The following is a 14,379-nucleotide window of genomic DNA, read 5'->3' on the forward strand; positions in this document are numbered from 1 at the left end:
GTCGAAAATAGTCTTTTAGTCATGTTGAGGGTTCTGAAATGTTACTGATATTCTTTACCAAAGTGTGGGAGGTGAACTGGTACATACCTTTGTTAAATGAAGCAAGAAAAAAGGGAGGTCAAAGAATGAATTTATTAAAAAGAACGAGTCAATTATTTCTTATATTGGTGCTGATCGTTGGAAATCTATTAACGGTCTCTCCATCTATCACTAAGGCCGCAGGAACGGTGGAAGTGAACAACACAGATTCCTATATGATTGGCAGTAGCCCATTAATTCTTTATCAGCTTGATGGGAATAACCCAACTAGGGTAAAGGCTAGTGTTCAAGTGAAAGGAATGAATTCGACTTCAGTGAATGGTGTTGCTGTCAATGATCAAGAAAACGTTGTGTATGCAACGACGACAGCAAGTGGAGAGCCTGTTCTTTATAAAATAAATGCGACGACAGGACAAGCTGAGCGTGTAGGCGTTTTAGCTGGAGGTGCGTCTAATGCTGTTGTCCATAATGGCAAATATATACATTCTTACGCTTCGAATGGAGAATACTTCCTTGGAACATACGATTTAGCTACGGGTCAAAAATCGTCTAAAAAAATTGTCGGATATGACATCGGGTCTGGCGTTGGTGGGGACCTTGTTGTTGATAAAGACGGCTATCTTTGGTTCGCATCAAATGGGAGTGGAGCCATTGCCCAAATGAATCCAGATACGGCTGAAGTCATTCGTGTTATTCCAATTAAAAATGCGGATGGTAAAAGCATTGATGGAGGCGTTCGGGGAATCAGCTTTTTGCCAAATGGGCAAATGCTGTTGCAGTCAGGATTAAATGCATCTATTGGCCATTCTACTCTTTATACACTTGATGCAAAAACATTAAGTACGACTTATATGGGCACGGCTGGTGATTCATTATCTTACGATTTAGCTTCGCGGGTAAAGCCAGAATTTGACCCATATCCTCCAGAGCTTGAATCAGAAAAATCTGTTGTCTTACAGAAAAAAGCAGAGGGTAACACAGATGAGAAACATCCAGAGGTAGGCGACACGCTGCTTTATACAATTAAAGCAAGAAACACCGTACAATATGGTATTGTCAAAAATCTGACTATATCAGATAACCTTCCGAGCAGCTTAACCTATGTTTCAGGCTCTCTTAAGGTGGATGGCGCAAGCATGACAGATGCCAAAGACCAAGACAAAGGTGACTATACAAACGGCACTGTGACAGGTCAAATAGGTGATGTGAAAGACACCGATTGGCACACCGTGACATTTGAAGCAAAAGTAGCAAAAGGGCAAGCGGGTAAAGATATTCAAAATACAGCGAATGTCAAAGGGGAAAACACACCGCCAGACAATCCAACAACAAACATAGAAATTTATCCTCGTGATCCGAAGCTGGAATCAGAAAAATCAGCGGCCTTACAGAAAAAAGCAGATGGGAATACAGATGAGAAGCACCCAGAAGTAGGGGACACATTGCTGTATACCATTCAAGCCCGTAACGCTGTTGAAGATAGTGTAATAGAAGACCTTGTGATTTCTGACAAGTTACCTCAAGGATTATCTTATGTACCAAATTCACTTCAGGTAGATGGAAATCCAGTCACAGATGTAAAAGATGACGACAACGGTGATATGACAGACGGAACTGTCACTGGAACGTTCGGTGAAGTGAAAGATACGAAATGGCATACCGTGACGTTTGAAGTCACAGTTGGAAAAGGCCAGGCAGGCAAAGATATTCAAAATACAGCGAATGTCACAACCGGCAACACACCGCCAGACGAGCCGACAACGAATGTAGAGATCTATCCTCGTGACCCAAAGCTGGAATCAGAAAAATCAGCGGTCTTGCAGAAAAAAGCAGATGGCAATACAGATGAGAAGCATCCAGAGGTCGGTGATACACTTCTTTATACGATTAAAACAAAGAATACGATAGAAGACAGTCTCGTTGAAAATTTAGTGATCTCAGACGAACTGCCGGAAGGATTAGCGTATGTGCCGGATTCACTTGAAGTGGATGGAGAGGCAGTCACTGACGCAAAGGATGACGATAACGGAGACTTCACAGATGGTACCATATCAGGACAATTTGGTGACATTCAAGATACAGATTGGCATACTGTGACATTTGAAGTGACGGTTGAAAAAGGACAATCTGGCAAAGACATTCAAAATACAGCGAGTGTCACAGGTGAAAACACACCACCAGACGATCCGACAACAAAAACAGAAATCTATCCTCGTGATCCTAAGCTCGATTCAGAAAAAACAGCTGTTTTACAGAAAAAAGCAGAAGGTAATAAAGATGAGAAGCATCCAGAAGTAGGAGATACCCTGCTTTATACAATTAAAACAAAGAACACGATAGAAGACAGCCTTGTGGAAAATCTAGTGATCTCAGATCAATTACCAAAAGGGCTGACGTATGTCGCTGGGTCTCTTGAAATTGATGGAGAATCTGTCACAGATGTGAAAGACGACGATAGCGGAGACTACACAGATGGAAAGGTCACCGGTTATTTTGGTAATGTGAAGGACACAGACTGGCATACCGTGACGTTTGAAGTGACAGTTGAAAAGGGACAGGCTGGTCAAGACATTCAAAACACTGCCGAAGTAACAGGTGAAAACACACCGCCAGATGATCCAACAACGAAAACAGAAATTTATCCTCGTGAACCAAAACTAGCATCAGAAAAGACAGCGAGCATTCAGAAAAAAGCAGAAGGGAACACAGATGAAAAAACACCACAGGTAGGCGATACCCTTCTGTATACGATCAAAACAAAGAACCTTGAAGAGGACAGCATCGTCGAAAATCTCGTGATTTCAGATCAACTGCCAGAAGGTCTTGAATATGTCGAAGGGTCATTAAAAGTAGATGACCAAGCCGTCACAGATGCTAAAGATGACGACAACGGAGACTACACAAAAGGCACAGTGACCGGTCAATTTGGCGATATCAAAGACACGGACTGGCATACAGTGACGTTTGAGGCGAAAGTAGCCAAAGGACAAGCAGGTAAAACCATTCAAAATACAGCAAAAGTAACAGGCGAAAACACGCCGCCAGATGAGCCGACAACCGAAACAAACATTGATCCAAGAGATCCAAAGCTTGAATCAGAAAAAACATCTGAGATCTCTCAAAAAGCAGAAGGCAATACAAATGAAAAAGAAGTACAAGTAGGCGACACCCTTCTTTACACCATCAAAACAAAAAATAGTGTAGAAGACAGTATCATCAAAGATCTAGTCATCACAGATCAACTGCCAAAAGGTCTTGAATACGTCGAAGGATCATTAAAAGTAGATGGACAAGCTGTCACAGATGCAAAAGATGACGACAACGGAGACTACACAAAAGGCACAGTCACCGGACAATTTGGTGATATCAAAGACACGGACTGGCATACGGTGACTTTTGAAGCGAAGGTCGCAAAAGGATCTGAAGGTAAAACCATTCAAAATATCGCAGTTGTGAAGGGTGATAATGTGGACGAACCAGACAAACCTGAAAACTCAACAACGGTAGTACTGCCGCATGTGCCAGAGGTGCCAGCAAATCCAGAGCAGCCTTCTCATTCAGAACCGGATACACCTGGTCATCATCTTCCGAACACTGCAACAGAGATGTACAACCTTTTACTAGCAGGATTTGCACTTGTACTAATAGGTGCATCCCTTATTGTATGGAAAAGAAGAAAAAGAAACGGATAATCGTCCATGTTTCAAAAAATCATCTCAGCTCTATTGATTACAGCAGGTATTTGTCTTGTGATTGTAGGATATATGAAAATCGTTGATGGACAAAGACAAGTAGATCAATCATTCCAGTCTGCGCAAGCAGCCATCCAGCAAAAGGGGAAAATGGATTCCTCTTTTGTGCCGGAGGCTGGTGAAACCATTGGGCTCTTGCACATTCCAAAGTTAAACGCTGAGTTACCAATTGTAGAAGGAACAGCGGCGGAGGATTTGGCAAAGGGAGTGGGTCATTATCACGAGAGCTATTTTCCTAACGAACAGGGACAAATCGTTTTATCTGGGCATCGTGATACTGTGTTTAGACGAACAGGAGAACTTGTGAAAGGGGATCAACTTGTCATAGAGCTTTCATACGGACGATTCACCTATGAAATTGAGAAAACAAAGATTGTGAAAAAAGATGATCAAAGTATTATTACACTACAACAGGAAAAGGAAGAACTTGTCCTCACCACATGTTATCCTTTTTCTTTCATTGGTCCTGCGCCAAACAGATATATTATATATGGGAAGCGTGTGTAGTCACTGATCCAGCCTGCGGCTCCTCCTTCACTTTCACGCCGATCGAGCAGATCGCCTGATAAGGAGGTGATCGTTCATATAGTATCTATAGATGCAGGAGGGGGTCATTTTGTTAAATGAAGACTATGTAAGGTTTATAGATAAATTCGGGAGAGTTGTTCTCCCGACAGATGTTCGAAAACGATTGAAAATTCGATCGCAAGATTTTGTAGAAATCTATCAAGAAGAAAGTCACATTGTGATAAAGCCTTATTGGCGGGATAAACCTTGTATCGTTACAGGGCAAGTCACCTGTTCCAATAAGGCGCTGTCAGGCGGTGTAGTTGTCAGCCCAGAGGGAGCGAGACTGCTCCTGCAAGATTTACTAGCGCTGCGGCTGCAAAAAGAGATATAAAAAAAGGCTGTTCTCACATGATGAGAACAGCCTTTTTTCATCATACTGGATTCAAAATCCGATTTAAGAATTGTTTTGTTCGTTCTTCCTTTGGTCGTTTGAAGATTTCTTCAGGAGGACCTTGTTCGACGATGACGCCGCCATCAATAAAAATCACTTCGTCCGCCACTTCTTGGGCAAACTTGATTTCATGTGTGACAACCGCCATCGTCCAGCCTTCTTTCGCTAAATCTTTCATGACCTTTAAGACTTCTCCGACAAGCTCAGGATCAAGCGCAGAGGTTGGTTCATCAAAAAGCATAAGCTCTGGCTGAATGGCAAGTGCACGGGCAATGCCGACACGCTGCTTTTGACCGCCTGACAGCTGGAAGGGATACAAATCTTTTTTATCCTCAAGTCCTACCTTTTGCAGGAGCTGAATCGCTTCTTTTCGCACCGCTTCTTTCGGACGGCGCTGGACTTGGACTGGACCTTCCATCACATTCTCAAGAACAGTGCGATGTGGGAACAGATGATAATCTTGAAACACCATGCCTGACTTCCGGCGAAGCTTGAGCAAATCAGCTTGTTTATTTTTTTTAGAAAAATCAATCGAGAAATCATCGAAGGTAAAGGAGCCGGCATTTGGAATTTCAAGTGCATTTAAACAGCGAAGCATCGTTGTTTTTCCTGAACCTGATGGACCAAGAATCGCCACAACCTGCCCTTTGTTGATCGTAAAATCAATCGACTTTAAAATCTCATTTTCACCAAAGGATTTGTTTAAGCCTTTGACTGTTAGCATGTCGTTCCCTCCTTACCTTGCGACATATCGATCAAGTCGTTTTTCAATTTGGTGTTGAACGAGCGATAGAATGAAGCAGAATACCCAATAGATCAGGGCTGCTTCCATATAAATAAATAAAATTTGATCCAAGTTCGCCGCAGCAATTTCCTGTGATTTACGGAACATCTCTGCCACGAGGATTTGGGAGGCAAGCGATGTATCTTTCACCAAACTAATGAATGAATTAGACAGCGGCGGAATCGATACACGCACTGCCTGCGGTAAAATCACGCGGACGAGCGTTTTGCGATGGGTCATCCCAATCGAATACCCCGCTTCCCATTGTCCTTTTGGAACAGATAGGACGGATGCACGAATAATTTCCGAAGCATACGCACCTACGTTTAAAGAAAAAGCGATGATAGCACTTGGATATGGATCAAGTGTGATATTAAATGTCGGAAAGAAATAGAAAATAATAAACAATTGCACAAAAAGCGGCGTTCCGCGAACAGCCGACACATAGATAGAAAAAATCCATCTGAGCGCTTTGATTTTAGACATTCTAGCAAGAGCTGTCACAAGCGCGATAAAAAGACCAATGATAAAAGCAATGATGGCGAGGGGAATTGTATAATAAATTCCCTGCATCACCATTGGCCAAAAAGATTGCTGAAGAAGATCCCACGGAATGACGACTCCGAGGATATTATTTTGTAACATCTTCACCAAACCATTTCTTAGAAATCTTAGCGAGTGTACCATCTTTCTTCATTTCTTTTAGTGCGCCATTCACTTTGTCAACGACTTCGCCGCTGCCTTTTCTGAAGGCAAAATACGTTTCTTGTGGATCTCCTGTTTCAAATGCAACTTTTAGGTTTTTGTTACCGCTTGTTTTCAAGTAATTCAAGACAGCCAATTTGTCATTGAACGTCAAATCAGCACGTCCTTGCTGAATCAATTGAATGGATTGTGCAAGACCTTCAACCCCTTCAATTTTAGCGCCAGCATCTGTAGCTAATTTGTTGTAGTTACTTGTTAATGATTGTGCTGCTTTTTTGCCTTTCACATCAGAAAGTTTCTTGATGTCATTGTTATCTGATTTTGTCACAACAATGGCTTGAGATGTTGTGTATTTATCAGAGAAATCATATTGATTTTCACGTCCAGTTTTACCAACTTGGTTCGCTACCACATCAAAACGTTTAGAATTCAGACCAGCAAACATGCTGTCCCATTGTGTTTCTTTGAATTCTGGTTTTAAGTCAAGACGTTTTGCGACTTCTGTGATGACCTCGACATCATAGCCAGTTAATTTATCTGTCTTTTTGTCATGGAAGGTGAAAGGAGCATATGTACCTTCTGTACCGATGGTTAATACGCCTTTATCCTGAATGGACTTCCAAAGGTCACCTGATTCCTTAGACCCAGATTGTTTATTTGCGCTGTCGTTTGCAGCTGATCCACATGCTGTGATCAATGCAACACAAGCGCCTAAAATAATGGCAAAGAACATTTTTTTCATTTTATTCCCCACTTTTCTTGTTGGTATTTACAACATATGATCTTACAGAGAAGCAACCTAAAAGTAAAGCATTTGAAACTAGCTTGAGCGAATCTCACCAACTTTATGCCTTGAACCCAATTCTTTCAAACCTCCATTCTCTACAATGTCTATTTGCTCTTAGTTGTGCGAACATTACTAAAATAAAGACTTTGTAACAGTGACGATAGAAGGAAGCATATTTATTATAAAAGATGTATAATTAGTAGGTTGTTTTGAAAATGGAATAATCACATGGAGACATGTTTTGATAACAGAACATCTTAGAAGAAGGAGGGCATCATTGTGGATGTTGGACAAAATCAGCCCGAACAATTGAAAAGGGCGATGACCTCCCGCCATTTATTTATGATTTCTCTTGGCGGTGTCATTGGGACAGGCTTTTTCCTTGGAACAGGCTATACGATTGGACAAGCAGGGCCAGTTGGAGCTGTTCTTTCCTATATAGTGGGCGGATTGATTATGTATTTAACCATGCTGTGTCTTGGAGAGCTGTCAGTCGCGCTTCCTGTGTCGGGGTCGTTTCATACGTATGCGACGAAATTTGTGAGTCCTGCAGCAGGATTTGCTGTTGGCTGGATTTATTGGCTTGGCTGGGCAGCCACCGTGGCGCTGGAATTTTTATCAGCAGGGCAGCTGATGAGACGCTGGCTTCCACAAGTGGATGTGTGGATTTGGTGTCTCATATTTGGGCTGTGTTTGTTCTTATTAAATGCCAGGTCAGCGAAAGCGTTCGGGGAGTCGGAGTTTTTCTTTTCAACCATTAAGATTGTTGCCATCTTACTATTTATTGGTGTAGGCGGAGCGGCGATGTTTGGTTTTATTCAAACGACGAGCGGGGAACCAGCTCCTTACTTTAATCATTTTGTGAGTGACGGTCTGTTTCCGAATGGCTTGCTGGCCGTTGTCGTCACGATGATTACGGTGAATTTTTCGTTTCAAGGGACGGAGCTGATCGGGATTGCGGCAGGAGAAAGTGAAAATCCGGAGAAAACCGTACCTCGCTCGATTCATCAGACGGTTTGGCGCACCCTTGTCTTTTTCGTTTTATCTATTTTTGTCTTAGCGGGTATGGTGCCTTGGAAAGAAGCGAGTGTGCTGCAAAGCCCATTTGTCACTGTGTTTGAGAGAACGGGCATTCCTTATGCGGCAGATATCATGAACTTTGTCATTATCATTGCTTTATTATCTGTGGCGAACTCTGGCCTATATGCCTCCACGAGAATGCTGTACTCTTTGTCGAAGGAAGGAATGGCAGGGAAGGCGTTTAGACGAGTCAATCAGCGGGGCATCCCGATGAATGCCTTACTGCTCACTTTCCTGTTTACAGGTATTTCGTTATTATCAGGATTCTTTGCAGAGAAAACCGTTTTTGCTTGGATCGTGTCAATTGCGGGCATGAGTGCCCAAACCGGCTGGATTACGATTACATTATCACAGCTGCTTTTCCGCAGAAGATATTTGAAAGCAGGCGGAAAGCTGGAAAACCTAAAATTTAAAACCCCTCTTTATCCGGCACTGCCGATCATTGCGATCACGCTTAACTCGATTGTGCTAATCAGTCTTGCCTTTGATGCGGAGCAGCGGATTGGGCTGTATGTCGGCGTACCGCTCATGATCATTGGATATGTTGTCTATCACCGCTATGTGAAAAAACATCAGGTGAAAAGTGAACCGCTCCAGTTGCAAATCCACGGAGATGATGAAATTCGGTTTTAATTCAAAAAAAGAAGCCTTCCCATTCGGGAGGCTTCTTTTTCAATTTAATGCACGCCTTTCATCGCTTTCTTAATCACCGGTGTAAGCAGGAGCATGACACCACATAAAATGATGGCGAGCATGCCGATGATCCCGAAATAGACGGTTTCTGGCACTTTATCAAACAGCTTGACCACTTGCGCATTGATCGCCTGTGCCATTGCATTGGAAAGGAACCAAAGGCTCATCGTTTGCGCTGAGAAGGCAGCAGGTGCCAGTTTTGTTGTCGCTGACAGCCCAACTGGTGATAAGCAAAGCTCTCCGATGACGACAAGGAAGAAGCTTAGAACGAGCCATAGTGGGCTTACAAGTGTATGTGGTCCAGACATGTAGGCAGGAATGATCATGATGATAAAGGATAATCCTGCGAACAGAAGGCCAAGTGAGAATTTAATCGGGGTAGACGGCTGTTTCTTACCGAGTCTGACCCATAACCAAGCAAATACTGGTGACAGGAGCACAATAAAGATTGGGTTCAATGATTGGAACCAAGAAGAGGCTAATGTCATGCCAAGGAAATTCAAGTTTGTTCGCTGATCTGCATATGTGGCTAAAATATTTGAGCCTTGTTCTTGAATGGCCCAGAACATCACCGCAGCTAGGAACAATGGAATATAAGCGAGTACCCTCGACTGCTCCACTGCACTCGTTTTTTTACTAAAATACATCACAATAAAATAAACAATTGGAATCAGCACACCAAGGACACTGACAAACCAAGTGAATAGATTAATCGTGAGCGCTCCTGTTTGAATACCGATGACAGCAAAAACAGCAAGTACAATCACGATCAATGTACCGAAAATTTTGAAGTTCTTGCGTTCAGTAGCTGATAGTGGATTTGTGACATAAGTGCCGGCAAGTCCAAGATTCGGCTTTTTCGTGATGACAAACGTAATAAGTCCAACAAGCATACCAACGGCAGCGAGTGAGAAACCAAGGTGGAAATTCACTTTTTGACCGAGTGTTCCGACAATTAATGGGGCGATAAAACCACCCATGTTGATCCCCATATAGAAAATACTGAATCCAGAATCCCTTCGAGGGTCTGTTTTTGTATATAGGTCACCGACTATGTTTGAGACGTTCGGCTTTAGGAGACCTGTCCCAATAATAATCAGCCCCATACTAATAAAGAGCGCTGTTGCACCGCTAGGTAGTGCCAAAATGACATGACCAAGCATAATGAATACCCCGCCATAAAAGACTGTACTGGATGAACCAAATACCCGGTCGGCAAGCCATCCGCCAATAATGCCTGACATATAGACAAGCGCACCATAGACAGACATGATCGAATTAGCGGTTGTCTGGTCGAAGCCAAGACCGCCTTTTGTCACCTCTGTGTACATATAATAAATAAGTAGTGCACGCATGCCATAATAAGAAAAACGCTCCCAAAATTCAGTAAAAAACAGTGTGTAAAGTCCTTTAGGATGTCCAAAAAACCCTTTTTGAGGAACACTTTTAACAATTTTATCGTGGTCAATTGTAGACATGGCATAGATCCTTTCTTAAAAAAAGAGATATGAGAAAAATGATATTCTTGTATAGTTCTTGTGTCAATATAAAACTATTCTAAAACAGGAAAATGTTAGTTCAATAGGCGTAAAGACTCAAAAAGATGAAAAATTCGCTCAAGTGAAAATCATCGGAAAGTTATTCCGGAAGAATTTATATAAAATTTGAAATATCGTACAAGCAAACCTTTCCCACATGCATAGGATGACAAGAGGACATGTGTAAAAAGGAGGAGTTTTCATTGGGGGATGTAAATGAATCTGATCTGAAGAAACCCATTGTCAATGTATTAGACTTTGGCGTGATTGCTGACGGGAAAACGGACTGTACAGCGAAACTGAACGAATGCCTGGAATGGACAAAAGCACAGGGCTACTCCCACGTCTGGCTGCCGAGTGGAACGTATCTAATAGATGCGGTGTACAGGGGGGATCAATTTTTTCCTTTTCGTCATGCCGGCATACGAGTGCCAAGTCATATTTGTATTGAGATGGCATCAGATGCCGTTATCAAAGTGAAACCAAATGATTCGTGGGGATATGCAGCCTTTTATATAGGAGAGGTAGAGCATGTGACCATTCGGGGCGGGCGGATCGAAGGCGACCGTGATGAGCATGTGTACAAGGCACTCCCGCCAGAAAGAAAAACACATGAATGGGGCTTCGGGGTGTGTATTGAAGGTGCTTCCCATGTGAATATCGATCGTGTTCAAATCAACAATTGTACGGGAGACGGCATCATTGTCAGTCCGCACGGTTTATTGACCCATATCGAATCGTACTCGCCTGCTTCGTCAATTCATATTTCTGGCTGCACCATCACTGACTCAAGGCGAAACAATATTTCTATTACAGGCTGTGATGGTGTCATTGTGGAAGACTGTTTGCTTGAAAGGGCAGGGGTAAACGGGGTCGAGCCAAAAATGGGCATTGATATTGAAGGATACGGAGAAAATGCGACCAACTTGGAGGAACCGCTGAATATTCAAATTCGAAACAACATAGTCAGAGGCGGCGCAGCCAGCTCTATCTATAATTTCAACGGCTATGGTGTGATCATTGAAGGCAATCAAACGGACAGCAGTATCTCCTATGGCTTCGCCACTGAAATGATCATTGCGAATAATTTGATTCGTGCAGTGGGAGGGGGCGTGACAAAAGCAGGGATTACGAGCTTAGGTGTGCCGCTTGATCAATCGGAAAACAATGTGATCATTATTGGCAATATGATTGAAGGATTTGAAAAGGGTATTGATGTGAGGGGAGACAGCGTGCACATCACAGGTAATAAAATCAGTCTTTTTGAAGATGCGGCTGTGTCTGTCTATATGGCCAATCGTATTTTAATAGAAGGGAACCATATTGAGTCAGGGACAAACACACGGCTTAGAAGTACATCGCTGCGTATTTATCAATCAGACAGCATTGTTTTTTCAAACAATACCGTCTACTCTGTCATCGATGCGGCGATGGTCAGAGGAACGAATATCTTAATTCAGCATAATCAATTCAAGGAATTCAGCCGAGGGATATGGGTGCAGGAGGGAGAAGCGGGGATCAACGGCAATCACTTTATTCAAGAAGGACATTCACAGCTCGCATCTTCGTATACAATCAGCGTGACAGGAAATGCAAAGGCTTTCATATGGCAGAATCGTTTTAAGCACTATCAAAACTATGCCGTCTACAGCAATACGACCGCTCCTTTAGAGATTAAAGACAATTCCTTTGAAGAAACGTCCTTATATGTGGTGATGTACATTAAAAATGGCTCACCTCAAATTGGAGATAACCGCTTTTATTTAAATCGTTCGATCGGACAGCCGACAGCCGTTTTTCTTGATGAGGTTGTCTCAGCACGTGTGCTGCGGAATAACATCATTAATCTCTCTCCTCAAAAAGCGATTGCCGTCCGCACCACATCTTCCACTCATTCGGTGATTGCCCATAACGTACTAGAGCGCAGTCAATTGATGACGCACTCCACGGACCGGCTCATCGGAAATATTGAAATTGATCCACCGTAACCGCCTGTAAATCCCTTTTTTTGGAGGTTTAGAAGGCGGTTGACAATCATGTAAAAAGGGCATATAGTAATAATTATTTTTCATTTTTCGCAACATTTGCCCTTTTTTTATGGATAAAACCGATTAATTCAATCAGAAAAATGTATCTTGTAAAATAATAACTTGATACAAGGAAGATATAGAAAGGATGAAGAACAAGTGTCACAGCCGAAACGGAAGCTCAAGCTAGGCGTATTCATCGCGGGAACTGGACATCATGTCGCCTCTTGGAGACATCCGAAAGCAGTACCAGACGCAGCCATGAATCTTGATTACTTTAAACAATTAGCGAAAAAGGCCGAGGAAGGGAAGCTGGATTTGCTCTTTTTAGCCGACAGCTTATCAATTAATCATACATCTCATCCAAATGTATTAACGAGATTTGAACCGCTCACCCTGCTTTCTTCGATTGCAGAGTCTACCTCAACAATTGGTTTAGCAGCAACAGCATCAACTACATACAGTGAGCCATTCCATATTGCAAGACAGTTTGCCTCACTCGATCATTTATCAGGCGGACGAGCAGCATGGAATGTGGTCACATCTTCTATTGAAGAAACAGCGAAAAATTTTAGCGGAGAAGAGCATTTAGCACACCACAAACGATACGAACGAGCTGAAGAATTCGTCGATGTCGTCAAAGGTTTGTGGGATTCTTGGGAAGAGGACGCACTTATCAGAAACCAAGAAACAGGAGAATTCTTTGAGCCTAGTAAGCTTCATGAGCTGCAGCACAAAGGTGAATTCTTCTCCGTACGGGGTCCGCTTAATGTATCACGCACCCCTCAAGGACAGCCAGTGATCATTCAAGCAGGGTCTTCTGAAGATGGTCAAAAGCTTGCGGCTAAAACGGCTGAGCTTATTTTTACGGCACAAAACGATCTCGACAAAGCGAAGGAATTTTACCAAAGCTTGAAGGGAAAAGTAGAGGCTGCTGGACGAGCTAGAGAGGATGTCAGCATCATGCCGGGCATCTTCCCAATCATTGCCGATACAGTAGAAGAGGCAAAAGCGAAGTATGAAGAATTACAAGAGCTGATTGTTCCAGAAATCGGCCTTAGCATTTTACAAAACTACTTAGGGGGTATTGATCTTTCGCAGTATCCACTAGACGGACCGCTTCCAGAGATTGATCCAAGCGCGTCAAATGCCGTGAAAAGCCGCTTTGACCTTGTGATGAATATGGCGAGAAAGGACAACCTGACCATTCGCCAGCTCTACCAATCTGTTGCAGGGTCCCGTGGGCACCATATCTTCATTGGAACACCAGAGCAGCTAGCAGATGTGATGGAGACATGGCTCGTTGAGGAAGCAGCTGACGGTTTTAACGTGATGCCGCCATTATTGCCAGAAGGACTTGATGCCTTCGTAGACCGCGTCGTTCCGATCCTTCAGGAAAGAGGCCTGTTCAAAACAGAATACACAGGACAAACTTTACGAGAAAATCTCGGATTAAAACAGCCAAAAAATCGCTACACGACATAAAGGTGAGGTGACTAACGTTGGGATATACGTTTCGTCTGGCAACTGAGGATGATATAGAAGCGCTGCTTGAACTGACAACAAGAGCCTACGAGCCGATTCGTGAGCTCGGCATTCAGTTCCAAGCAGCACATGCAGATGTCGCCCTCGTTCAGAAAAATGTACAAAAGAACCTTTGCTATGTAATGGAAGAAAACGGAGAGCTTCTCTCCACCTTATCACTCCGTATGCCGTGGGGAGAACAGCCAGGACCATTCGGCGTTCCGCATATATGGTGGTTTGCTTCAGAACCAGCGGCAAAAAAAGGCACAGGCTCAGCCTTGCTTGAGTGGGTTGAAACGGAAGTGCTAAGGGACACACTAAAGGTACCGTTTGTCTCTCTTGGGACAGCTGATAAGCATCCGTGGCTCATGGACATGTATGAGCGTAAAGGCTATGTCAGAGCAGGTGAAAAGGATCTAGGCAAAGGCCATATCACCATTTATTTTAAAAAACAATTACGATCAGATATTACACAACCATAAGAGGAAA

11 protein-coding genes are annotated in these 14,379 nt (G+C 43.1%); 7 read left to right on the forward strand and 4 right to left on the reverse strand.

What is annotated here, in order from left to right:
• Window positions 1-125: 125 nt before the first annotated feature.
• From M2353_RS01655 to M2353_RS01665, 3 genes are all read left to right on the forward strand, one after another.
• Window positions 126-3,731 (forward strand): isopeptide-forming domain-containing fimbrial protein, encoded by a 3,606-nt coding sequence (locus M2353_RS01655; protein WP_284724817.1) that lies wholly within the window; start codon window positions 126-128, stop codon window positions 3,729-3,731.
• 6 nt (window positions 3,732-3,737) lie between these two features.
• The gene (locus tag M2353_RS01660; protein WP_039166256.1) at window positions 3,738-4,298 is read left to right on the forward strand and encodes a class D sortase; all 561 of its coding nucleotides are present in this window, start codon (window positions 3,738-3,740) and stop codon (window positions 4,296-4,298) included.
• Window positions 4,299-4,407: 109 nt separating this feature from the next.
• The gene (locus M2353_RS01665) at window positions 4,408-4,692 is read left to right on the forward strand and encodes an AbrB/MazE/SpoVT family DNA-binding domain-containing protein (RefSeq protein WP_053215845.1); all 285 of its coding nucleotides are present in this window, start codon (window positions 4,408-4,410) and stop codon (window positions 4,690-4,692) included.
• A gap of 40 nt (window positions 4,693-4,732) precedes the next feature.
• On the opposite strand, the gene M2353_RS01670 is transcribed toward M2353_RS01665, so the two are convergent.
• The 3 genes from M2353_RS01670 to tcyA are packed head-to-tail and all read right to left on the reverse strand — an operon-like array spanning window position 4,733 to window position 6,983.
• Window positions 4,733-5,476, reverse strand: a complete 744-nt coding sequence (locus M2353_RS01670) for an amino acid ABC transporter ATP-binding protein (protein ID WP_007498183.1) — start codon at window positions 5,474-5,476, stop codon at window positions 4,733-4,735.
• A gap of 12 nt (window positions 5,477-5,488) precedes the next feature.
• Window positions 5,489-6,181: an amino acid ABC transporter permease gene (locus tag M2353_RS01675; RefSeq protein WP_008347286.1), complete on the reverse strand. Its 693-nt coding sequence runs from the start codon at window positions 6,179-6,181 to the stop codon at window positions 5,489-5,491.
• On the reverse strand, window positions 6,168-6,983 hold the full coding sequence (gene tcyA / locus M2353_RS01680) for a cystine ABC transporter substrate-binding lipoprotein TcyA (RefSeq protein WP_007498178.1): 816 nt from the start codon (window positions 6,981-6,983) through the stop codon (window positions 6,168-6,170). Before tcyA ends, M2353_RS01675 begins: the two co-directional genes overlap by 14 nt.
• A gap of 324 nt (window positions 6,984-7,307) precedes the next feature.
• Between tcyA and M2353_RS01685 the strand changes: the two genes are divergently transcribed.
• Window positions 7,308-8,741 (forward strand): amino acid permease, encoded by a 1,434-nt coding sequence (locus tag M2353_RS01685; protein ID WP_425332863.1) that lies wholly within the window; start codon window positions 7,308-7,310, stop codon window positions 8,739-8,741.
• 44 nt (window positions 8,742-8,785) lie between these two features.
• Here the strand turns inward: M2353_RS01685 and M2353_RS01690 are convergent, their stop codons facing one another.
• Window positions 8,786-10,279 carry a peptide MFS transporter gene (locus M2353_RS01690; RefSeq protein WP_017358530.1) on the reverse strand — a complete coding sequence of 498 codons (1,494 nt, stop codon included), beginning with the start codon at window positions 10,277-10,279 and terminating at the stop codon, window positions 8,786-8,788.
• A gap of 263 nt (window positions 10,280-10,542) precedes the next feature.
• Between M2353_RS01690 and M2353_RS01695 the strand changes: the two genes are divergently transcribed.
• From M2353_RS01695 to M2353_RS01705, 3 genes are all read left to right on the forward strand, one after another.
• Window positions 10,543-12,327: a right-handed parallel beta-helix repeat-containing protein gene (locus tag M2353_RS01695; RefSeq protein WP_053215843.1), complete on the forward strand. Its 1,785-nt coding sequence runs from the start codon at window positions 10,543-10,545 to the stop codon at window positions 12,325-12,327.
• Between the two features lie 198 nt (window positions 12,328-12,525).
• Window positions 12,526-13,851 carry an LLM class flavin-dependent oxidoreductase gene (locus M2353_RS01700; protein ID WP_041091099.1) on the forward strand — a complete coding sequence of 442 codons (1,326 nt, stop codon included), beginning with the start codon at window positions 12,526-12,528 and terminating at the stop codon, window positions 13,849-13,851.
• A gap of 17 nt (window positions 13,852-13,868) precedes the next feature.
• Window positions 13,869-14,372, forward strand: a complete 504-nt coding sequence (locus tag M2353_RS01705) for a GNAT family N-acetyltransferase (RefSeq protein ID WP_024720188.1) — start codon at window positions 13,869-13,871, stop codon at window positions 14,370-14,372.
• Window positions 14,373-14,379 lie beyond the last annotated feature (7 nt).

This window comes from Bacillus aerius, from assembly GCF_029894105.1.
GTDB lineage: Bacteria > Bacillota > Bacilli > Bacillales > Bacillaceae > Bacillus > Bacillus altitudinis.